The sequence below is a fragment of the Streptacidiphilus sp. PAMC 29251 genome (assembly GCF_054208735.2).
The window spans coordinates 7,234,020-7,256,092 of sequence record NZ_CM135725.2 but is presented as its reverse complement, the minus strand read 5'-3'; the positions used below and the strand labels follow the sequence as shown (position 1 = coordinate 7,256,092).

General features: G+C 73.3%; 17 protein-coding genes and 3 pseudogenes. 4 read left to right on the top strand and 16 right to left on the bottom strand.

Going from position 1 to position 22,073, the window contains the following annotated elements; all coding sequences use genetic code 11:
* The first annotated feature begins 484 nt into the window (after positions 1 to 484).
* Both ACXKR8_RS34465 and ACXKR8_RS34460 read left to right on the top strand, forming a co-directional pair.
* Positions 485 to 955, top strand: a complete 471-nt coding sequence (locus ACXKR8_RS34465; RefSeq protein WP_458275161.1) for a cupin domain-containing protein — start codon at positions 485 to 487, stop codon at positions 953 to 955.
* A gap of 2 nt (positions 956 to 957) precedes the next feature.
* A complete protein-coding gene (locus ACXKR8_RS34460) occupies positions 958 to 1,374 on the top strand; it encodes a rhodanese-like domain-containing protein (RefSeq protein ID WP_458268469.1) in 417 nt (138 codons plus the stop codon).
* 71 nt (positions 1,375 to 1,445) lie between these two features.
* Here the strand turns inward: ACXKR8_RS34460 and rny are convergent, their stop codons facing one another.
* From rny to ACXKR8_RS34415, 9 genes and pseudogenes are all read right to left on the bottom strand, one after another.
* Complete coding sequence (gene rny, locus ACXKR8_RS34455) at positions 1,446 to 2,861, bottom strand: ribonuclease Y (protein ID WP_458268468.1); 1,416 nt, start codon at positions 2,859 to 2,861, stop codon at positions 1,446 to 1,448.
* A 221-nt stretch (positions 2,862 to 3,082) separates the two neighbouring features.
* A complete protein-coding gene (gene recX / locus ACXKR8_RS34450; protein WP_458275160.1) occupies positions 3,083 to 3,766 on the bottom strand; it encodes a recombination regulator RecX in 684 nt (227 codons plus the stop codon).
* Between the two features lie 29 nt (positions 3,767 to 3,795).
* Positions 3,796 to 4,992 carry a recombinase RecA gene (recA, locus tag ACXKR8_RS34445; RefSeq protein ID WP_458268467.1) on the bottom strand — a complete coding sequence of 399 codons (1,197 nt, stop codon included), beginning with the start codon at positions 4,990 to 4,992 and terminating at the stop codon, positions 3,796 to 3,798.
* A gap of 126 nt (positions 4,993 to 5,118) precedes the next feature.
* Positions 5,119 to 6,309, bottom strand: coding sequence for an AI-2E family transporter (locus ACXKR8_RS34440; protein WP_462099956.1), 1,191 nt, complete (start codon positions 6,307 to 6,309; stop codon positions 5,119 to 5,121).
* Positions 6,310 to 6,354: 45 nt separating this feature from the next.
* Complete coding sequence (locus ACXKR8_RS34435) at positions 6,355 to 6,549, bottom strand: DUF3046 domain-containing protein (protein ID WP_458268466.1); 195 nt, start codon at positions 6,547 to 6,549, stop codon at positions 6,355 to 6,357.
* 31 nt (positions 6,550 to 6,580) lie between these two features.
* A complete protein-coding gene (locus ACXKR8_RS34430) occupies positions 6,581 to 6,889 on the bottom strand; it encodes an AzlD domain-containing protein (RefSeq protein WP_458268465.1) in 309 nt (102 codons plus the stop codon).
* Positions 6,886 to 7,716: an AzlC family ABC transporter permease gene (locus ACXKR8_RS34425; protein ID WP_458268464.1), complete on the bottom strand. Its 831-nt coding sequence runs from the start codon at positions 7,714 to 7,716 to the stop codon at positions 6,886 to 6,888. Before ACXKR8_RS34425 ends, ACXKR8_RS34430 begins: the two co-directional genes overlap by 4 nt.
* A gap of 112 nt (positions 7,717 to 7,828) precedes the next feature.
* Positions 7,829 to 8,575 (bottom strand): annotated as a pseudogene (locus ACXKR8_RS34420) (AraC family transcriptional regulator); the annotation flags it as partial.
* Positions 8,576 to 8,732: 157 nt separating this feature from the next.
* Positions 8,733 to 10,331 carry an MFS transporter gene (locus ACXKR8_RS34415; RefSeq protein WP_458268463.1) on the bottom strand — a complete coding sequence of 533 codons (1,599 nt, stop codon included), beginning with the start codon at positions 10,329 to 10,331 and terminating at the stop codon, positions 8,733 to 8,735.
* Positions 10,332 to 10,458: 127 nt separating this feature from the next.
* Here ACXKR8_RS34415 and ACXKR8_RS34410 point away from each other — a divergent pair, with 127 nt between their 5' ends.
* Entirely contained in the window at positions 10,459 to 11,100 is a 642-nt protein-coding gene (locus ACXKR8_RS34410) for a TetR/AcrR family transcriptional regulator (RefSeq protein WP_458268462.1), read from the top strand.
* Here the strand turns inward: ACXKR8_RS34410 and ACXKR8_RS34405 are convergent.
* Positions 11,089 to 12,107 (bottom strand): annotated as a pseudogene (locus tag ACXKR8_RS34405) (S8 family peptidase). The gene ACXKR8_RS34410 and the pseudogene ACXKR8_RS34405 overlap by 12 nt on opposite strands.
* A 610-nt stretch (positions 12,108 to 12,717) precedes the next feature.
* Here ACXKR8_RS34405 and ACXKR8_RS34400 point away from each other — a divergent pair.
* Positions 12,718 to 17,378, top strand: a pseudogene (locus ACXKR8_RS34400) (ATP-dependent helicase).
* Here the strand turns inward: ACXKR8_RS34400 and ACXKR8_RS34395 are convergent.
* From ACXKR8_RS34395 to ACXKR8_RS34370, 6 genes are all read right to left on the bottom strand, one after another.
* Complete coding sequence (locus ACXKR8_RS34395) at positions 17,314 to 17,601, bottom strand: hypothetical protein (protein ID WP_458268459.1); 288 nt, start codon at positions 17,599 to 17,601, stop codon at positions 17,314 to 17,316. The pseudogene ACXKR8_RS34400 and the gene ACXKR8_RS34395 overlap by 65 nt on opposite strands.
* Before the next feature lie 203 nt (positions 17,602 to 17,804).
* A complete protein-coding gene (locus ACXKR8_RS34390) occupies positions 17,805 to 18,161 on the bottom strand; it encodes a helix-turn-helix domain-containing protein (RefSeq protein WP_458268458.1) in 357 nt (118 codons plus the stop codon).
* Between the two features lie 191 nt (positions 18,162 to 18,352).
* A complete protein-coding gene (locus ACXKR8_RS34385) occupies positions 18,353 to 18,793 on the bottom strand; it encodes a CinA family protein (RefSeq protein ID WP_462099955.1) in 441 nt (146 codons plus the stop codon).
* A gap of 88 nt (positions 18,794 to 18,881) precedes the next feature.
* A complete protein-coding gene (pgsA, locus tag ACXKR8_RS34380; protein WP_458275158.1) occupies positions 18,882 to 19,487 on the bottom strand; it encodes a CDP-diacylglycerol--glycerol-3-phosphate 3-phosphatidyltransferase in 606 nt (201 codons plus the stop codon).
* A 71-nt stretch (positions 19,488 to 19,558) separates the two neighbouring features.
* A complete protein-coding gene (gene rimO / locus ACXKR8_RS34375; RefSeq protein ID WP_458268456.1) occupies positions 19,559 to 21,076 on the bottom strand; it encodes a 30S ribosomal protein S12 methylthiotransferase RimO in 1,518 nt (505 codons plus the stop codon).
* A gap of 62 nt (positions 21,077 to 21,138) precedes the next feature.
* On the bottom strand, positions 21,139 to 21,915 hold the full coding sequence (locus tag ACXKR8_RS34370) for a helix-turn-helix domain-containing protein (protein ID WP_458268455.1): 777 nt from the start codon (positions 21,913 to 21,915) through the stop codon (positions 21,139 to 21,141).
* Positions 21,916 to 22,073 lie beyond the last annotated feature (158 nt).

Here is a 22,073-nt window from a genome sequence, read left to right as displayed (position 1 = left end):
GAACGGGTTCAGTGCCGATGGCGCAATCTTGACGATCAATGGGCCCCGTGCTTCACTGGCGACCATGCGGCAGCAGTACAGGAGGCTTCGGCCCCTCGGAGTTTCGGCTGAGAGCCCGGGTGTCGCCCCCCGGGACGTCGGAGCGCTGCCCGCCCCCTCGATGACCGGTGTCCACCTGGTCCGCCGAGCCCACCTCGACCTCGTCAGGTACCTGGGCTCGCTCTGTACACGCGGCTAGCAGCGGCCGCGAACCAGCTGTAGCACCATCCCGTCGTACGGCCTCGAGCCGCCTCCGGCGCACGACCGCGTTCCGCGGAGCCGTCCCGCCCCCTCCTGCTTTCGCGTACCCGTACCCGCGCAGTGTCGCGTGGGTCCTTTGCGCACCCGGTCGCCTCCACACCCCGAGGATGCTCCCTTGTCGATCACCAGCGCTCCCGCTCCCTCCAGAAACGAGTCCGCCACCCCCGCACCCACCCTCGCCGACATGCTGGCCTTCGCCAGGGCGACCGCCGCCGACCCCGAGGTGCTGGCCCAACTGCCGATCAACCCGGAGGAGCGCACCTGGGTCCGGATCGAAGGCCCGATGGGCAGCGAGGCCTGGCTGATCGGCTGGCCGCCCGGGTCGGAGACCGGCTGGCACGACCACGGCGGCTCCAGCGGCGCGTTCGTCACCGCCAGCGGCGAGCTCAGCGAACTGTCGCTCGGCCTGCCGATCCCGACCGCGGGCTGGCGCAGCCTGGAACTGATGGAGGGCGTCGACCGGCAGCGGGCCCTTCCGGCCGGGCGCGGCCGGTCCTTCGGACCGCACCATGTGCACCAGGTGGTCAACCCCTCGGAGGAGCAGGTCGCGGTGTCGGTGCACTGCTACTACCCGCCGCTGCCGATGCAGCGCCGCTACGCCCGCACCGGCGACACGCTGCGGCTGGCGCTGGTCGAGGGCCCCGAGGAGTGGTGACCATGGCCTCCACCGGGATCGACGACCTGCTCGAACGCGAACGCACCCACCTCGGCCGACTCACCGCACGGCAGGCGGCCGACGCCGTCACCGACGCGGGGGCGCTGCTGATCGACACCCGCTATGCCGCGCTGCGCGACCGGGACGGCACCGTACCCGGCGCCCTGATCGTGGAGCGCAACGAGCTGGAGTGGCGGCTGGACCCGCTGTGCGACTACCGGCTGCCCGAGGTCACCGGGCACGACCTGCAGGTCATCGTGTTCTGCAACGAGGGCTACGCCTCCAGTCTGGCCGCGCGGTCGCTGCAGGCGCTGGGGCTGCACCGGGCCACCGACCTGATCGGCGGCTTCCAGGCCTGGGCGGCGGCGGGGCTCCCGGTCCAGCGGCCGGTCGGCTGGACCGAACCCGCCGCGGACTGAGCAGTTGAGGTCGGGGAGCCGGGCGGCTGAGCGGCTGAGCGGCTGAGCGGCTGAGGGTAGGGTGGCGCCGCTCAGCGGGCGAACTCGGTGGCCCGGCTCTCCCGGATCACCGTGATCCGGATCTGCCCCGGGTAGGTCAGCTCCTCCTCGACCTGCTTGGCCACGTCCCTGGCGATGACCTGCGCCTGGAGGTCGTCCACGGCCTCCGGCAGCACCATCACCCGGACCTCCCGTCCGGCCTGCATCGCGAACACCTTGTGCACGCCCTCGTGCCGCCGGGCGATCGTCTCCAGCCGCTCCAGGCGGCGGGCGAACAGCTCCACCGACTCCCGGCGGGCACCGGGGCGGCCGCCGGAGCAGGCGTCCGCGGCCTGGGTCAGCACCGCCTCGACGGTCTGCGGATCGACCTCGCCGTGGTGCGCCTCTATCGCGTGGACCACCTCCTCCGCCTCCCCGTAGCGGCGGGCCAGCTCGGCGCCGATCAGCGCGTGGCTGCCCTCCACCTCATGGGTCAGCGCCTTGCCCACGTCGTGCAGCAGGGTGCAGCGCTTCACCAGCACCGGGTCGACCCGCAGCTCGGCGGCCATCATCCCGGCGATGTGCGCCGACTCCACCAGGTGCCCCAGCACGTTCTGCCCGTAGGAGGTGCGGTAGCGCAGCCGGCCGAGCAGCCGCAGCAGTTCCGGGTGCATCTCGCCGACGCCGACCTCGGCCAGCGCGTCCTCGGCGGCGCGGGCGCAGAGCCGCTCCACCTCGACCTGGCTGCGCTCGTACTCCTCCTCTATCCGCATCGGATGGATCCGGCCGTCCGCGACCAGGGCCTCCAGGGTGAGCCGGCCCATCTCCCGGCGGACCGGGTCGAAGCAGGACAGCAGCACCGAGGCGGGGGTGTCGTCGATCACCAGGTTCACCCCGGTGACGGACTCGAAGGAGCGGATGTTGCGGCCCTCGCGGCCGATGATCCGGCCCTTCATCTCGTCCCCCGGCAGCCGCACCACGGCGACCACCGACTCGGCGGTCTGCTCGGCCGCGATCCGCTGGATCGCGGTGGCGACGATCTCCCTGGCCCGGGCCTCGCCCTCGCTGCGGGCCTTGCGCTCGATCTCGCGGACGGTCCTGACCGCCTCGCGCTTGGCCTGCTCCTCCGCGGTGCGGACGATCTCGGCGCGGGCCTGGGCGGCGCTCAGCCCGGCCGCACGCTCCAGGGCGAGCCGCTGCTCGGCCTCGGCGAGGACGCTCTGGGCCCTGATCTCCTCACGCTGCCGGGCCAGCACCGCCTGGGTCTCGGCCGCCTCGACCGCACAGATGTGCAGCCGCCGCTGCTCGTCGTCCAGCCGGCTCTCCCGTTCGGCGCTGCGGGACTCCCTGCGCTCCCACTCGACCCGCAGCCGAGCCGCTTCCTCCCGGCCGCGGCGGAGCTGGGCGCGGGCGGTCAGCGCCGCACCTGCCAGGACCAGACCGGCCACTGCGAAAAGCACGATCTCCATCGGTCCTCCCCTGCAGGCAGTAGGGCATGCCGAAGGGTCGTGTGACCCACAGGAAACAGATCGTCAGTTCAGTCGGTTTCAGCCCGTTCGGGTGCGCTTGTAGCGATCCCTCACTGCATGCGAGGCTAAGACCAGGTTACGAAATGGTCAAGATAGCGATCGATGCTGACCATTCGTCATCAGCCAATTCACATATCCTCCGTGACTTCTTCCCGCTAACTTCACTCAAATTCGCCCCAGGACGGCATGTCCTGTTCATCCTCCGCGCCCTCGTCATCCAGCGCCTGTCTGACCACCCGCAGGGCCAACCCCTCGGGATAGCCGCGCCGGGCGAGCATGCCGGCCAGCCGGCGGATCCGGACCTGCCGGTCCAGGCCCCGGGTCGACCGGAGCTTGCGCCGGACCAGCTCCCGCGCCGTCTCGGCCTCCTGCTCCGGATCCAGCCGCTCCACCGCCTCGGCGACCACCGCCTGGTCCACCCCCCGGCTGCGCAGCTCCATCGCCAGCGCGCGACGGGCCAGGCCGCGGCCGCGATGGCGGGACTCCACCCAGGCGTCGGCGAAGGCGGCGTCGTCGATCAGCCCGACCTCCTCGAAGCGGGAGAGCACCTCCTCGGCGACCTCGTCCGGGATCTCCCGCTTGCGCATGGCGTCGGCGAGCTGCTTCCGGGTCTTCGACGAACCGGTGAGCAGCCGCAGGCACAGCCCCTTGGCCTGGGCGACCGGATCCTTGGGCTCCTTGCCGCCCTCGCCCGGTTGCCCTGCGGGCGCGGCGCTCCAGGGCAGGGCCGCCGCAGGCCGCCGCTGCCCGGACCCGGGTTCGGCGTCGGCGGCGGTGTCCGCAGCGGTGTCGGCGGGGAGAAGATCGAACGACTCCCCGCCGGCACCGTTGACCGACCAGTCCAGCGGCCCCCAGGCTTCGCGTTCCGGCACGGTCAGGACTTGGCCGCAGCGGCCACCGGCTCAGCCGGCGCCGTGGCGGCGGCCGGCACCGTCACCGGGGCGGCGGGCTCCGGGACCACCGGGGTCGCCGCGGCGGCGGCGGCCTTCTCCGCCCTGGCCTTGCTGGCCCGGGTGGTCACCGACTTCACCACCGGAGTGATCTCCTTGACCGCGGGCGCGGCGCCCTCGGTCTTGCGCGGCCCGACGCCGAGCTTCTCCTTGATCTTCGTCTCGATCTCGTCCGCCAGCTCCGGGTTGTCCCGGAGGAAGTTGCGGGCGTTCTCCTTGCCCTGCCCCAGCTGGTCGCCCTCGTAGGTGTACCAGGCGCCGGCCTTGCGGACGAAGCCCTGCTCCACGCCCATGTCGATCAGGCCGCCCTCGCGGCTGATCCCCTGGCCGTAGATGATGTCGAACTCGGCCTGCTTGAACGGCGAGGCCACCTTGTTCTTGACGACCTTGACCCGGGTGCGGTTGCCGACCGCCTCGGTGCCGTCCTTGAGGGTCTCGATCCGCCGGATGTCCAGCCGCACCGAGGCGTAGAACTTCAGCGCCCGGCCACCGGTGGTGGTCTCCGGGGAGCCGAACATCACGCCGACCTTCTCGCGGAGCTGGTTGATGAAGATCAGGGTGGTGTTGGACTGGCTGAGCGCACCGGTGATCTTGCGCAGGGCCTGGCTCATCAGCCGGGCCTGCAGGCCGACGTGGGAGTCGCCCATCTCGCCCTCGATCTCGGCGCGGGGAACCAGCGCCGCCACCGAGTCGATCACGATCAGGTCGACCGCGCCGGAGCGGATCAGCATGTCGGTGATCTCCAGCGCCTGCTCGCCGGTGTCCGGCTGGGAGATCAGCAGGGCGTCGAGGTCCACGCCGAGCTTCTTGGCGTAGTCGGGGTCGAGCGCGTGCTCGGCGTCGATGAAGGCGACGATGCCGCCGGCCTTCTGCGCGTTGGCCACCGCGTGCAGGGTGAGCGTGGTCTTGCCGGAGGACTCGGGGCCGTAGACCTCGACCACCCGGCCGCGCGGCAGGCCGCCGACGCCGAGGGCGATGTCCAGGGCGACCGAGCCGGTGGGGATGACCTCGATCGGGGCGCGCGGCTCGTCGCCGAGGCGCATGACGGAGCCCTTGCCGAACTGCCGTTCAATCTGGGCGAGCGCGGTCTCGAGGGCCCGCTCGCGGTCATTCGCTGCCATGGATTCCGTCCTGGGGGTTGGTGCTGAGCGCTTCATCACCAAAGACGCTAGCGCGCGCCACTGACAATCGGTCGCGGTCCGGGCCACGCCTGTGGATAACTCGCTGCGGGCCCAGTATAGAGAACATTAGTTCGAATTATCCTCGGAGCCCTCATCCTGCTCCTGCTCCTCCCCGTGTCGCCGCCGCCGAACCGGGTCGCGGAGCCGGTCGGTCGGGGGTTCCACCAGCTCGTAGCGGCGGATGTAGGTGCTGAGGAAGCCCTGCAGGGTGGCCGTGACCGGGATCGCGATCAGCGCGCCGACCGCGCCCAGCAGGGCCGCGCCGGCGATCACCGAGCCGAAGGCCACCGCCGGGTGGATCTCCACCGTCCTGGCCGTGATCCGGGGTTGCAGCAGGTAGTTCTCCACCTGCTGGTAGGCGACCACGAAGATCAGGATCCAGACCGCGTCCACCGGGTCCACGGTCAGCCCGACCAGCATCGGCAGTGCCCCGGCCAGATAGGTGCCGATGGTCGGCACGAACTGGGAGACCACCCCGACCCAGATCGCCAGCGGGCCCGCGTAGGGGATGCCGAGCAGCCACAGCAGGACGAAGTGGGCGGCGGCGGAGGCGACCGCGAGCAGGGCCCGCGAGTAGAGGTAGCCGCCGGTCTTCTCGATGCCGAGCTCCCAGGCCCGCAGCACCTCGGCCTGCCGGGCCGGCGGCAGCATCGAGCACAGCACCCGCCGCATCCTGGGCCCGTCCGCCGTGAAGTAGAAGGTGAACAGGGCGATGGTGAACAGCTGGAAGACCCCGCCGAGCAGGGTGCTGGAGACGCCCCAGATGTTGTTGGCGGCCTTCTGCGCGTACTGCTCGATGCTGCCGGCGTTGTTCAGCAGCATCTGCTGCAGCTTGTCCAGCGAGACGTCCGCGTGGAAGGTGCTGTTGATCCAGCTGATCAGCGAGTCCAGCAGCTGCGGGAGCTGGGCCGCGACCTGGCCGACCTGGTCCACCAGCAGGGTCACTATGGCCGCGACGAAGCCAAGCGCCAGCACGGCGGCGACCAGGAAGACCAGGAAGGCGGCCAGGCCCCGGCGCATGCCGCGGGCCGCCATCCAGGTGACGGCCGGCTCCATCGCCAGGGAGAGCACAAAGGAGACCAGCAGGGTCGACAGAAAGCTGGTGAGCTGCAGAAAAGCCCAGCTGACCAGCTCGAACGCACCGACCAGCAGCAGCGCGGTGACGATCGCCCGGGGCAGCCAGCGCGGCATGCCTCCGATGCCTGGTCCGTTGCCTGGGTCGTTGCCTGGGTCGGGGATCCCGCTGCTGCCTGCCACGGCCCCAGTCTCTCCCAGGAACCCGACCGCACCGGCGTAGGACGCTCAGCGCGCCGATGTGGGGATGTCCACAGCGGTGCAGACGGCGCGCCAGACGTCCTTGGCCTCCCACCCGGCGTCCAGCGCCTGGTGCACGGTACGGCCGCCGAGCTCGGTCATCACGTGATCCCGCGCGAAGCTGTCCGCGTACGTCGCCCCGAAGTGGGCGTTCATCCTGTTCCAGAACTCCGTCAGACGCATGGCGTCCATTATCGCGCGCCCCGTGCGCCCCTCAGTCGACCAGCCGCACCAGCGCGGTGACCACCACCGCGACCAGCACCACCGCCAGGAACGGCGCCCGGCGCCACAGCGCGATCCCGGCGGCGGCCAGGCCGGCCGCCCTCGGGTCCAGGGTCAGTCCGTGGGTGCCGTGGCCGAAGGTCTGCAGCGCGGTCAGCGCGGCGAGCAGGGCGACCGGGGCCAGCGCGGCGAAGCGCCGTACCGCCGGGCGGTCGAGCAGCCCGGCCGGGACCGAGAGGCCGAGCAGTTTGCAGAGGTAGCAGCCGGCCGCGGTGAGCAGCACGGCGGTCCAGACGCTCATGCCCGGTCCTTTCCACGGGCGGCGCGCACCCCGCGCAGCAGGGCGACGGCCGGTACCGCCAGCACGGCGAGCAGCACCGGCACCCCGGCCGGCAGCAGCGGGACGGCGGCCAGCGCGAGCAGCGCGCCCAGCAGCGCGACCGAGCGCTCCTCGCCGCCCTCCCGCAGCCTGGGCCAGAGCAGGGCGAGGAAGACGGCAGGCCCCGCCGCGTCCAGCCCGTACCGGCCGGGGTCGCCGAGCGCCCCGGCGCCGACCGCCCCGGCCAGCGTGGTCAGGTTCCAGACCAGGTAGAGGCTGACCCCGGTGACGGTGAAGCCCAGCCGGGCGGAGCGCCGGTCCGGCTGGACCAGGGTGACCGCGGTGGTCTCGTCGATCACGACCTGGGCGGCCAGCGGTCGGAGCAGCCGCGGGATCTCCAGCCGGGGGCCGAGGCGCAGCCCGTACAGGCTGTTGCGGACGCCGAGGAAGAGCGCCCCGGCGACGGCGGCGAGCGGGGCGGCGCCCGCCGCCAGCGCGCCGACCAGGGCGAACTGCGAGGCCCCGGTGAAGACCAGCAGGCTCAGCGCGCAGGTCTGCCAGACCGTCAGGTGGGCGCCGGCCCCGGCCACGCCGAAGGCCAGCCCGGAGGCTCCGACGGCCAGGCCCACGCCGAGCGCGTCGCGGACCACGGCCGCGTCCGGGCGCGCCCGCGCCGTCCCCGGGTCAGCGGTCGGGCCGGCCGGGGAGGAGTCGGTCGGGGAGGAGTCGGCCGGGGACGGGTCGGGCGGGGACGGGTCGGGCGGGAAGGACTCCGTCGGGGAGGAGCCGGGCGGGCGGAGTGCTGTCATCCGTCCATGCTGGCCCGGGGCCTGCCGCCAGGTCTTGTACGTTCCTGCGCGCGCTGCGGTAGGCGCCGGGCGGCACCCCGACGATGCGCCGGAAGTGGCGGCCGAGGTGCGCCTGGTCGACGAAGCCGACGGCGGCGGCCACGTCGGCGGGCATGCTGCCGCGGTCGAGCAGCTGCCGGGCGGTGCTGACCCGGTACTGGGTGAGCCAGGCGTGCGGCGGCAGCCCGTAGGCCTCGCGGAAGGCCCGGAGCAGCGGGAACGGCCGGGCGCCGACGGCGGCGGCGAGCTGGTCCAGGGTGGGCGGGTCGGCGAGGTCGGCGGCCAGCAGGTCCCGGGCCCGGCGGGCGGCCTCGCGGCCGGCCGCCGGGGGCGGCGCGGCCGGGCTGCGGGCGGTGGTGTGCAGCCGGACGGTCCGCTCCAGGGTCAGCCGGAGCAGGATGCTGGCGGCCAGGGCCTGGTTCTGCCCGGCGGCGCGGTGCACCCGGCCGATCAGCCGGGACAGCTCGTGGTCCACGGTGACGGCGCTGCGGAAGCCGGGGGTCCCGGCCGGCGCGCCCAGCTCCGCGGCCACCTCGGCGACGCTGTCGGCGCTCGGGTACAGCACCTGGTAGCTCCAGCCGGCCGGGTGCCCGGCGTGGCCGGTGTGCAGGGTGTCCGGGTCGACCAGGGCGAGGCTGCCCGCGGCGGCCACCTCCACGGTGCCCCGGTGGTGGAACGCCTCCACCCCGTCGGTGATCGCGGCGATGACATAGGTCTCATGGGTGTGCCTGCCGAAGTTGTGCCGGACGTAGTGGGCGTCCAGCAGGTCGACCTCGGGCAGGGCCGGGTGGGTCCAGTGGTGTGCGCGTTCCTCGGACATGGCGACCTCCGCTGGGTCCATCCTCGCACCGGCCGCCGGCCACGCCGTTGCCCCGCCCCAGGGGGACGGGGCAGGGCAGCGCGGGAGGGGCAGGGCAGCGCGGGAGGCAGCGGCGGCACGGGAGGCAGCGGCGGCGCGGGAGGCAGCGGCGGCGGGCTCAGCCCGCGTGCGCGGTCTCCGCTCCGGCGAGCGCGCTCTCGTGCAGGTCGCTGCGGCGGATCAGGGCGAAGGCGATCAGCGCGGCGACCGCGGCCACCGCGCCGCAGCAGAGCAGCACCTGGTCGAGGCCGTGGACGAAGGCGGTCCTGGCGGCCTCGGCGACCGGCCGGGCCGCACCGCCGGGCAGGGTGCGGGCGAGCTGGTCGCCCGCACCGGCGGCGACCCCCCGGCCGAAGTCCTGCGCCTGCGGGCCGAGCGCGCTGCCGGCCGGGGACGAGGCGAAGGCGCTGACCACCCGGTGCTGGAACATGGCACCGAATCCGGCGATCCCGACGGCGATGCCGACCTGCTGGAAGGTCTCGCCCATGCCGGCCGCCATCCCGGCGCGTCCCGGTTCGACCACGGCGATGGACAGCGAGGCCCGCGGCGGGTTGAACATGCCCATCCCGGCGCCGGTCACGATCATGCTGGGCAGCAGCGCGGTCCAGGAGCTGTGCACGTGCACCAGCGCGACCAGGGACAGGCCGACGGCCATCAGCGTGAGCGCGCTGCCGACCAGGACCCGGGGCGGGACGGCGACGGTGAGGCTGCCGGTGATCGCGGCGACCACGAACAGGGTGAGCGTCATCGGCAGGAAGCGCAGCCCGGCCGCCCAGGGCGAGTAGCCGAGGACGTTCTGCACGTAGGAGACCTGGAGGAAGATCGCTGACATCCCGGCGGCGTTGCCGAGCAGGGTGGCGGCGGAGATGCCGTTGAAGGTGCGGATCCGGAACAGCGAGAGGTCGAGCATGGCGTCGGCCCCGGCCCGGCGTTCGATCAGCACGAACAGGGCCAGCAGCAGCACCGAGCCGGCGAACATGCCGAGGATCGGCGGGCTGGTCCAGCCCTCGGCCTCGCCGCGCAGGAAGCCCAGCACCAGCAGGGTCAGCGCGGTGGAGAACACCAGCAGCCCGGACCAGTCGACCCGGTGCGCGCCGGGCTGGGTGGACTCACGCAGCCGAAGCAGGCCGAGGAGCATCGCGACGATCCCGATCGGCACATTGACCAGGAAGATCCAGCGCCAGCTGAGCCCGTCGGTGAGGCCGCCGCCGATCAGCGGCCCGAAGGCGATGGCGAGCCCGGCGACGCCGCCGAAGACCCCGAAGGCCATGGCCCGGTCCTTGCCCCGGAACTCCTGGCCGAGCAGGGCCGGACCGACCGCGAACAGCACCGCGGCGCCGATGCCCTGGGCGCCCCGGGCGAGGTTGAGCTCCAGGATGCCGGGGGCGGCGCCGGCCGCCAGCGAGGACAGGGTGAAGATCGCGAACCCGGTGATGAAGACCCGCTTGCGGCCGAGCCGGTCGGCCAGCGAGCCGCCGGTGAGCAGGAACACCGCGAGGGTGAGGGCGTAGGCGTCCAGCACCCACTGCAGGTCGGAGAAGTCGGCGTGCAGGGAGGTGCGCAGGTCGGGCAGGGCGACGTTCACCACGGTCAGGTCGAGCATCAGCATGAAGGTGGCGATGGAGACGATCCCCAGGGTCCACCAGCGGTTGGCGGTAGGGGCGCGATCGGCGGCGGCCCCGTCCGGGGCGTGCGCGGTTTCGACGACGGCAGACATGGCTGTCCCCTTGGCGGAGTGTAGAATACGAGCGATCACTCGCTTTTGATGCCCCGAGAATACGAGTCTTTGCTCGCATTAGTCAACACGCCTAGACTTGCCCGAGGTCGGGACGACGGAGGCAGGGATGGCACAGCAGGCAGCGGCCCCAGAAGCCGCAGCGGCCGCACCGAAGCGGCGGCAGGCGCGGGGCGAGCGCCGGATGGCGGAACTGCTCAACGCCGCGGGCCAGGTGTTCGCCGAGTGCGGCTACTCGGCCACCACCACCAATGCCATCGCCGCCCGGGCCGGCGTCTCCCCCGGCACGCTGTACCAGTACTTCCCCAACAAGGACGCGATCGCCGACGCGCTCGCGGTGGGCTTCGCCGAGCAGCTGGTCCAGCTGCAGACCCTGCTGCAGGGCCCGGACCTGGCCGCGCTTCCGGTAGAAGAACTGCTCACCCGGGTGCTCCGGCCGATGTTCGAGTTCCACCGGGAGAACCCGGCCTGCCCGGTGCTGTTCATGGGCCCTGACACCCCCCAGCGCCTGGCCGATGTGCACGCCCCCCTGCACGCCTCCATGCTCAGCGGGGTGTCGGACCTCCTCGGCCGACTGGCACCGCAGCTGCCCGAAGCGGACCGGAACCGCAGCGCCGAGGTCGCGGTCCACCTGTTCAAGGGCGTGCTGCCACTGATCATCGCCGCACCGCCGGCCGAGCTGCCGGCCCTGGAGGACGAGATCATCAGGGCGCTGCTGGCCTACTTCAGCGCCCTGATCTCAGCGGCTTGATTTCAACGCTTTGACCGGGAGCTCCACCAGCCCGTAGCCGTAGTACGCCGCCCCCGGGCAGCCGGTGCCGCCGACCCGGCCGGACGGGCAGTCCTCGGGCAGCGCCTCCTGCTCCAGCAGCCGGGCCAGCTGCGTGCCGTCCGCGCCGGGGTGCCGGGCGGCCTCCACCGCGGCCGCGCCGCTGACATGGGCGGCCGACATGGACGTCCCGGCCAGGGCCGCGTAGCCGCCGCCGGGCCAGTCGGAGACCACGGCCTGGGCCGGACCGCCGTCCGGGTCGCCGCCGGGAGCGGCCAACTGCACCTGCCCGGCGCCCCAGTTGGAGTAGCCCGCCAGGCTGCCGTCCTCGTCCACGGCGGTGACGTCCAGTACGCCGGGCAGGCCGCCCGGCAGCCGGATGCACTCCGCGCCGAGCCGTCTGCTGATCGGCGCGACACCGGCCACCCGGTCGTTGGGGCTGCGGTCGTCGGTGCGCGGCCCGTCCAGGTCCTGCGCGTCGTTCCCGGCCGAGGCGACCACCAGGGCGCCCTTGTCCTGGGCGTAGCGGACGGCGCGGCCGACCGCCGCGGTGACGGCGGCCTGGTCCTTGTCGGTCGGGCAGTTGTACTTCCAGGGGTCGGCGAAGTAGCTGTCGTTGATCACCCTGGCGCCGTGGTCGGCCGCCCAGAGGAAGCCGCAGACCAGGTTCTCGCCGTAGTACTGCCCGACCGGGCCGAGCAGCCGGACCGCGGCGATCCGGGCGCCGGGGGCCACCCCGAGCACCCCGTCGCCGGGGCGGTCCGCCGCGATGATGCCGCTGACATGCGTCCGTGGCCGCTCTCGCCCACCTGGGGGTCGGGGCGCCAGGCGCCGGGGCTGCTGTCGGGGCTGCCGGTGGCGCAGGAGGCGGAGCGGGCCGGATCCACGGCGGCGCGCAGGTCCGGATGGGTGTCGTCGACCCCGGAGTCGAGGACCGCGACCACCACGTTACGCAGCGCCGGGTTACGGACCCCGGCGGCGGGGCCCATCATCCGCAGGTTCCACTGGGCCAGTCCGTGCGGGTCGGCGGCGGCCGGGGTGTCGTCGCCGGGACGGGCGTCCTGGGCCGCGGACCCCCGGCCGGCCGGGGCCGGGGCGGGCGCGGGGGCCGGGGCCGGAGCGCCGACCGCCTCGGAGTCGGACCCGCCGTCGGCCATCGGCGCGGTCCGGGTCGCGCCGACCGCGAGGACGTCGGGGGCGCTGCGGGCGCGGGCCGCGAAGGCCGCGTCCGAGCTGTAGGCGAGGACGGTGCCGATCTGCGGGTACGCCTGCACCACCCGTCCTCCCCCCTGCCGCACCGCCTGCTCGGCGGCGGGGATCCCTTCGGGGCCGTCCTGGCGGCCCACCACCAGGTAGCTGAGGGACAGCCCGGAGGCCCCGTTGCCGAACGGGACCTCGCCCCCGAGCAGGACCGCGGCCACGGCCAGGACCACGGCGGTGCGCATCGCACGGTGGCTCGTGCTGGTGGTCCGCCGCACCGCTGCCTCCACCGCTCGGGAAATCCCCGGCCCTCATACGAAACCAGAGATATTCATACGATATGAGCGGATATCGGATCACGCCTGCGGGCTTGTCAGTGGCGCGGTGCACCATAAGGACATGGCCGGAGCAGAGAAGCGACCCCCCGTCCCCGCCGTCGACCCGCTGGCCGGCTTCGGCGCGCCCGCGCGGGCTTGGTTCACCGGGGCCTTCCCGGCCCCCACCACCGCCCAGGCCGGCGCCTGGCAGGCCATCGGCGAGGGTTCGGACGTCCTGGTGGTCGCCCCCACCGGCTCCGGCAAGACCCTGGCGGCCTTTCTCTCGGCGCTGGACCGGCTCTCGCTCACCCCGCCGCCGGCCGAGGCCCGCAAGCGCTGCCGGGTGCTCTACGTCTCGCCGCTGAAGGCCCTGGCCGTGGACGTGCAGCGCAATCTGCGGGCCCCGCTGACCGGCCTGCGGCAGGCGGCGCAGCGGCTCGGACTGCCCGAACCGGAGATCGAGGTCGGCATCCGTTCGGGCGACACTCCTCCGGCCGAGCGCCGGCGTTTCGCCACCCATCCGCCGGACATCCTGATCACCACACCCGAGTCGCTGTTCCTGATCCTCACCTCCGCCGCCCGCGAGGCGCTGCGCGGGGTGGAGACGGTGATCCTGGACGAGGTGCACGCCGTCGCCGGGACCAAGCGCGGGGCGCACCTGGCGCTCACCCTGGAACGCCTGGACCAGCTGCTGCCGGTCCAGGCCCGGCGGATCGGCCTGTCCGCGACGGTCCGTCCGGTGGACGAGGTGGCCCGGTTCCTCTCGCCGCAGCGCAAGGTGACCATCGTCCAGCCGCCCTCGGAGAAGCGCTTCGACCTGTCCGTGGTGGTCCCGGTCGAGGATCTGGGCGAGCTGTCCGGGGGCCGCCCGGCCGAGACCGACCAGCCCGAGCGCGCCGCCTCGATCTGGCCGCATGTCGAGGAGCGGATCACCGATCTGGTCCAGGCGCACCGCTCCACCATCGTCTTCGCCAACTCCCGCAGGCTGGCCGAACGGCTCTGCGGGCGGCTCAATGAGATCGCCTTCGAGCGCAGCACCGGCGAGTCCCTGGCCGAGACCCACGCCCCCGCCGAACTCATGGCCCAGGCCGGGGTGAACAAGGGCGCGCCGCCGGTCCTGGCCCGGGCGCACCACGGCTCGGTCTCCAAGGAGCAGCGCGCCGACGTCGAGGAGCAGCTGAAGTCGGGCCGGCTCCCGGCCGTGGTCGCCACCTCCAGCCTGGAGCTGGGCATCGACATGGGCGCGGTCGACCTGGTGGTCCAGGTCGAGTCACCGCCCTCGGTGGCCTCCGGACTGCAGCGGGTCGGCCGGGCCGGACACCAGGTCGGCGCGGTGTCCACCGGTGTGGTCTTCCCCAAGTACCGGGGCGACCTGGTCCAGGCCGCGGTGGTGGTGGAGCGGATGCGCAGCGGCGCGATCGAGTCGCTGCGGGTGCCGCGCAACCCGCTGGACGTGCTGGCCCAGCAGATCGTCGCGATCACCGCGATGGACAGCTGGGACGTGGACGAGCTGCTCGCCCTGGTCCGCCGGGCCGCGCCCTTCGCCGCGCTGCCGCAGTCCGCGTTCGAGGCGGTGCTGGACATGCTGGCCGGCCGCTACCCCTCGGACGCCTTCGCCGAGCTGCGTCCCCGGGTGGTCTGGGACCGGGTGGCCAACACCGTCACCGGCCGCCCCGGCGCCCAGCGGCTCGCCGTCACCTCCGGCGGAACGATCCCGGACCGCGGCCTGTTCGGGGTCTTCCTGGCAGGTCAGGACCCCAAGAAGGGCGGCGGAAGGGTCGGGGAGCTGGACGAGGAGATGGTCTATGAGTCCAGGGTCGGCGATGTCTTCACCCTGGGCACCTCCTCCTGGCGGATCGAGGACATCACCCATGACCGGGTGCTGGTCTCCCCCGCCCCCGGCGTCCCCGGCAAGCTGCCGTTCTGGCACGGCGACTCGCTCGGCCGCCCGCTGGAGCTGGGCCGCGCCGTCGGCGCCTTTCTGCGCGAGCTGGGCGGGCTGACCCCGGCCGAGGCCACGGCCAGGCTGCACGGGGCCGGTCTGGACGACTGGGCCGCGTCCAATCTGCTCTCCTACCTGGACGAGCAGCGCAAGGCCACCGGGCACCTCCCGGACGACCGCACCATCGTGGTGGAGCGGTTCAGGGACGAGCTGGGCGACTGGCGGATCGTGGTCCACTCCCCCTTCGGCGCCCAGGTGCACGCCCCCTGGGCGCTGGCGCTGGGGGCCAGGCTGTCCGAGAAGCACGGCCTGGACGCCCAGGTGATGCACGCCGACGACGGCATCGTGCTGCGGCTGCCCGACGCCGACCTGCTGGACTTCCCCGACCCCGAGGCCGACCCCGACGCCCCGCTGAACGGGTTCGGCGACGAGGCCCCGATCGGCGCGGACGCCGCCGTGTTCGACCCCGGCGGCATCGAACAGACCGTCACCGACCAGGTCGGCGGCTCGGCGCTGTTCGCCGCCCGGTTCCGCGAGTGCGCCGCCCGGGCCCTGCTGCTGCCCCGGCGCAGCCCGGGCCGCCGTACCCCGCTCTGGCAGCAACGCCAGCGTTCCGCGCAACTGCTGCAGGTGGCAAGCGAGTTCGGATCCTTCCCGATCGTGCTCGAAGCCGTCCGCGAGTGCCTGCAGGACGTCTTCGACGTGCCGGGGCTGGTCGAGCTGATGGGCGACATCGAGTCCCGCCGGGTCCGGCTGGTCGAGGTCACCACCCCCGAGCCCTCGCCCTTCGCCCGCTCGCTGCTGTTCGGCTATGTCGCCCAGTTCCTCTACGAGGGCGACTCCCCCTCGCCGAGCGCCGAGCCGCCGCCCTGGCGCTGGACTCCCGGCTGCTGGCCGAGCTGCTGGGCCAGGCCGAACTGCGGGAGCTGCTCGACCCGGCCGTGCTGGAACAGCTGGACGCCGAGCTGCAGCGGCTCACCCCCGAGCGCCGGATCAAGGACGCCGAGGGCGTCGCCGACGCCCTGCGCCTGCTCGGCCCGCTCAGCGCCGAGGAACTGGCGGTACGCGGCGGCGACCCCTCCTGGGCCGCGGAACTGGAGGCCAGCCGCCGGATCATCGCGGTCCGGATCGCCGGGGAGCAGCGCTGGGCCGCGATCGAGGACGCAGGCCGGCTCCGCGACGCCCTGGGCACCCCCCTGCCGGTGGGAGTCCCCGAGGCCTTCACCGAGCCGGTCAAGGACCCCCTGGGCGATCTGCTGGCCCGGCACGCCCGTACCCGCGGCCCGTTCACCGTCGCCGACACGGCTGCCCGCTTCGGTCTGGGCCCGGCCGTGGTCCTCGGCACGCTGCAGCGGCTGGCCGGGACCGGGCGGGTGGTCCAGGGCGAGTTCCGGCCCGGCCGCTCCGGCGCCGAGTGGTGCGACGCGGAGGTGCTGCGACGGCTGCGGCGGCGCTCGCTGGCCGCGCTGCGGCACGAGGTCGAGCCGGTCCCGCCACGGGCCCTGGCCGCGTTCCTGCCGCAGTGGCAGCATCTGGGCGCCCACCGGCTGCGCGGTCTGGACGGCCTGCTCCGGGCGGTCGAGCAGCTGCAGGGCTCGCTGGTCCCGGCCTCCGCGCTGGAGCGGATGGTGCTGCCGTCCCGGGTCGCCGACTACCACCCGGCGATGCTGGACGAGCTGACCGCCTCCGGCGAGGTGCTCTGGGCCGGTGCCGGGGCGCTGGCCGGGAAGGACGGCTGGATCACGCTCTGCCCCGCCGACACCGCGCCGCTGCTGCTCCCGACCGCGCTGCCGCTGGAGCAGTCCCCGCTGCACCGGGCGGTGCTGGCGGCGCTGGCCCCCGGCTACGGGCTGTTCTTCCGCCAGCTCACCGACCAGGTGGCCGGCCAGCTCCAGCAGCAGGGGCTGACCGCGACCCCGCCGGAGCTGGCCGCCGCACTGTGGGATCTGGCCTGGTCCGGCTATGTCACCAATGACACCCTGGCGCCGCTGCGCGCCCTGCTCGGCTCGGGCCGGACCGCGGGCTCCACCGCCCACCGGGCGCCCAGATCAGTCCCGCGGGCCCGCTACGGCGGCAGCCGCCCCGTCCCGCGGGCCGGGGCGCGGGCCGGTTCGCTGCCGACCACGGCCGGGCGCTGGTCGCTGCTGCCGGTGCCCTCGGCCGATCCGACCCAGCGGGCGCACGCGCTGGCGCAGACGCTGCTGGACCGGCACGGGGTGGTGACCAGGGGCGCGGTGCAGGCCGAACGCGCCCCCGGCGGCTTCGCCGGGGTCTACCGGGTGCTCACCGCGTTCGAGGAGAACGGGCGGAGCAGGCGCGGTTATGTGGTCGAGGGCCTGGGCGCGGCCCAGTTCGCCACCGACGGCGCGATCGACCGGCTGCGCGCGGTGCACAACGCGGCCGAGCGCGACTCCTCCGAGGCCGTCCCGGTCGCCGTGGTGCTGGCGGCCGCCGACCCGGCCAATGCCTATGGTGCGGCCCTGCCCTGGCCGGAGGCCCCGACCGGGGCGTCCTCGGGCCACCGCCCCGGCCGCAAGGCCGGCTCGCTGGTGGTGCTGCTGGACGGCGAACTGGTGGTCTACCTGGAGCGGGGCGGAAAGTCGCTGCTCTCCTGGGCCCCGGACCAGGAGGTGCTGCGGCTGGCCGCCGACGCGCTGACCCGGGCCCTGCACGAGGGCGCGCTGCCCGATCTGACCGTGGAGCGGATCAACGGCGAGGCCGCGCTGACCTCCCCGCTCAGCGCCCCTTTCGAAGCCGCCGGATTCCATCCGACCACGCGCGGACTACGGCTTCGAGCCTAGGGCCGGCCTGAGCGCTGGAGCCGCCCGGGGGCCGCGGCCCGCGGCGGCGGAAACGGGCGCTGTGGACCGGCAGCAGGCTGAGGGTCCAGCCCCCGGCGAACATCATCCCCACCCCGCCCCTGGCGTCCAGCGCCCCGGCCAGCAGCGCGCCCCAGCAGCCCAGGGTGAGCAGCAGCGCCAGCGCCCACAGCAGCGGGCTGCGGTGCGGAAGCCGTCCGGACACTGTGTGCCTTCTCATACCGCACCGCCTGCCTCGTCAAGGGGACAGAAATTCCATCCTAGCCATTTATCGACAAATGCCGCCTGGCGCACAGGGGTGACAGAAGCACTGGAGTGACCAGGGGGCGCGCGGACACAGAAATGCGCCGGTGCTCACCCCTGAGGGGCGGACACCGGCGCACCGGGTTGTACGAACTGTCGGGGCGGTCAGGCCGCGACGACATCCATGGCGCTGGCCTTGGGGACCAGCGACGGCATGCGGTCGGGGCCGCCCGAGGGCACCGGTACCGGTTCGACCAGGACCGGGCGGACGGGCTCCCCGGCGGCCAGCTCGGCAAGCGACAGTTCGTCGCTCACCTCGCGCATGACCTCGGACATACGCACGTCCAAGGCATCGCAGATGGCGGAAAGCAGCTCGGAGGATGCTTCCTTCTGGCCGCGTTCCACCTCGGACAGGTAGCCGAGGGAAACCCGGGCGGAAGCAGAGACCTCGCGCAGGGTGCGGCCCTGGCGCTGGCGCTGCCGACGCAGTACGTCACCCAACAGACGACGGAGCAGGATCATCGGTGGCTCCCTCCTTGGACCGCGGCTCGAGACGTCACTGCCCCACCGTACCGCTTGGCCCGCGTCGCGTGCGGGGAGCCCGGTCGTGTTCACTCTGGGCTGTATCCATGGCCCCTCCCCTGCTGTTCGCGGTATGGCCGCCCGGCCGTCCCGTTCCGTCACTTGTCCTATTCCCGGTGGAACCACCCTCACTAACCCTCCGGACCTCGACTTCTGTTCGAAAGCAGGGCCTCGCTCAGCAGATCGAGCGCGGCTTCCACCGTTCTGCGTCGGATTGTGGCACGCCCTGGCGACAACCGGAGCGAGGAGCCGAATAGTCCCCCGGGGCCGGCCACGGCCACGTACACGGTGCCCACCGACTGTCCGTCCTGGGGCTCGGGGCCCGCCACACCGGTGGTCGCGACGCCGTAGTCGGCGCCCATCAGCCGGCGCACGCCCTCGGCCATCTCGGCCGCCACCTGCGGATCCACCGCGCCCTTGGCGGCCAGCAGGGCGGGGTCCACGCCCAGCACCGAGGCCTTGAGCTCGGTGGCATAGGCGGTGACCGAACCCCGGAACGCCCGCGAGGCGCCGGGGACGGCGACGAAGGCCGCCGCCAGCAGGCCGCCGGTCAGCGACTCGGCGACGGCCACCGTCGCCCCGCGTCCAGCAGCGCACCGAGGACGGCCTCAGCGCTCGCCCGGGCGCGCTCCAGCGGCTCCCCAGCGGGGTTTGAGCCGCTCACAGCGCCGCGGCCCGCTCCCGGGCCAGCCCGGCCCGGCGCAGGGTCACCGCCTGGCGTACGTAGTCGACTCCGGTGGCCACGGTCAGCAGCACGGCCAGCAGCATCAGCCAGAACCGGGCGGTGGCCAGCGGTCCGGTGAGTTCCAGCACATACATGCCCACCGCGATGCCCTGGGTCAGGGTCTTGATCTTGCCGCCGCGACTGGCCGGGATCACCCCGTGCCGGATCACCCAGAACCGCAGCAGGGTGATCCCGATCTCCCGGACCAGGATCACGATGGTCATCCACCAGGGCAGATCGCCCAGCGCGGACAGGGCGACCAGCGCGGTGCCCATGATCGCCTTGTCGGCGATCGGGTCGGCGATCTTGCCGAAGTCGCTGACCAGGTCCATCCGCCGGGCCAGCTCGCCGTCGAAGAGATCGGTGATCATGGCGATGGCGAAGGAGGCCCAGGCCACCGCGCGCCACTTGGGGTCGTGCCCCCCGTCCGCCAGCAGCAGGGCCGCGAAGACCGGGACGATCAGCAGCCGCAGCATGGTGAGCATGTTGGGGATGTTCCACAGGCTGGGCTGGGCCTTCACCGGCACCGCCTGCTCCGGCACGGCCGCTGCCTCAGCCGCCGCCTCGGGGCTCTTCTCGGCGGCCCCTCTGCCTCCCCCCTCGGCGCCTTGGATCACGCGCCCACCCCGGCTGCCGCGTCTCCCAGGCCGATCAGCTCCGCGATCAGGTCGACGCCCTCGCTGGCGACGACCTTGGCCTCGACCAGGTCGCCGACCTTCACCCGGTCGAGCGACCCGGTCAGCGAGGTGATGCCGTCGGTCTCCGGCGCCTGGTGCTCGGCGCGGCCGATGACCGCGCCGTCCTCGTCCTCGTCGATCGACTCGATCAGGACGGTCACCGTGCTGCCGACCCGCTCCTCGGCGCGCTGGGCGGTCATCTCCTCGGCCAGGCGGCTGATCTTGGCCAGCCGCTCGGCGACGACGTCCTCGTCCAGCTTGCCCTGGTAGGTCGCGGCCTCGGTGCCGTCCTCGTCGGAGTAGCCGAACACGCCGATGGCGTCCAGCCGGGCGTGGGTGAGGAAGCGTTCCAGCTCGGCCAGGTCGGCCTCGGTCTCGCCCGGGAAGCCGACGATGAAGTTGGAGCGGGCCCCGGCCTCGGGGGCCTTGGCCCGGATCTGGTCCAGCAGGGCCAGGAAGCGGTCGGTGTCGCCGAAGCGGCGCATCCGGCGCAGCACGTTCGGCGCGGAGTGCTGGAACGAGAGGTCGAAGTAGGGCACCACGTTCGGAGTGCTGGTCAGCACCTCGATCAGGCCCGGGCGCATCTCGGCCGGCTGGAGGTAGCTGACCCGGATCCGCTCGATGCCCTCGACCGCGGCCAGCTCCGGCAGCAGCGTCTCCAGCAGCCGGATGTCGCCCAGGTCCTTGCCGTAGGAGGTGTTGTTCTCGCTGACCAGCATCACCTCGCGGACCCCCTGCTCGGCGAGCCAGCGGGTCTCGTTGAGCACGTCCGAGGGCCGGCGGGAGAGGAAGGAGCCGCGGAAGGACGGGATCGCGCAGAAGGAGCAGCGCCGGTCGCAGCCCGAGGCCAGCTTCACCGAGGCGACCGGGCTGTCGTCCAGCCGGCGGCGCAGCACCCGCGGTCCGGAGACCGGGGCCAGGCCGTCCGGCAGGTCGGCGATCGGCGTCTCGGCCGGCTCCGCGGCTTCCACAGCGGCGCCGTGGCCGGGGGTGGCGACCGCGCCGTCCCCGGCCGCCTGCTGCCGCTCCACCGGGCTCAGCGGGAGCAGCTTGCGGCGGTCGCGGGGGGCGTGCGAGACATGCTTCCCGCCGGCCAGGATGGTCTGCAGCCGGTCGGTGATGTCGGCGTAGTCGTCGAAGCCGAGGATGGCGTCGGCCTCCGGCAGGGCCTCGGCCAGCTCCTTGCCGTAGCGCTCGGCCATGCAGCCGACCGCGACCACGGCCTGGGTGCGGCCGTGGCCCTTGAGGTCGTTGGCTTCGAGCAGGGCGTCGACCGAGTCCTTCTTGGCCGCCTCGACGAAGCCGCAGGTGTTCACCACGGCGACGTCGGCGTCGGCCGCGTCGTCGACCAGCTCCCAGCCGTCGGCCTCCAGGCGCCCGGCGAGTTCCTCGGAATCGACCTCGTTGCGGGCGCATCCGAGCGTGACAAGGGCGACTGTACGGCGTGGGGACATGACCCCAAGATTACCGAGGTTTTGACGCGGGTGACGCGAAGGGGCCGCCGGGGCGTATTTGATCACCCGGCCTGCGGGTCGCCGGGGGTGTAGGTCGCGTTCACGACCTGCCCGTCGGTGCCCGCTTTTCCGAGGTCCTTGCCGTTCACCCAGAGGTGCGCCGCGCCGCCGTCGCCGTAGACGACCTTCAGCTGCTTGAGGTCGGTGAAGGTCTTGGACGCGCCCTTGGCGAGGTTCGCCCGGTACAGCGTCGCGCCCTTGCTGTTCTCCACCAGCAGCCAGGTGTCGCCGGAATCCGCGCTGACCTTCAGGGTGACCCGGCCGGCCGGGGCCGCCGCGATCGCGCTGGGGTGCGGCGCCGGGGGCTTCGGGGTGACCGAGGGCGTCGCCGCGGCGGTCGCGCTGGGCAGCACCGCCGCCTGGGCGGCGGGGGTCTTGTCCTTGCCACCGACCAGGTTGAAGCCGATCACCGCGACCACCACGATGATCGCCGCGACCATGGCGCCGGTCCAGTTCGGACGGCGCCGCTCGGGGCGGATCCGCTCGGTGTCGAAGATCGGGACCGGACGGGCCGCCGAGGGCGCGCCGCCGTGGGCCTCGTCGTAGCGGGCGACCAGGGCGTCGCCGTCGGCGCCCACCACCCGGGCGATCGCACGGATGTGCCCACGGGCGTAGAAGTCACCGCCGCAGCGGCTGAAGTCGTCCTCCTCGACGGAGTGAATGATGGGAACCCGGACCCGGGTCTCCGCACTGACTTCCTCGACCGTCAGTTCGGCAGCAGTTCGAGCACTGCTGAGTACCTGTCCGATGGAGGGCTGCGGGGACGTTCCGACGGTCACTAGTACGCCTTTCGAGCGGAGGATCCCAGTCTATGGGGGCACCACGAGCAGGCATCAAGCTGAATACCGCCGAAGTGGTGACGAATGGTCAGAATGGTCGGATCCACTCCCCCTACCCCCCGATAACGGACCTACCCGGAACGCGATGCGCCCGAGGC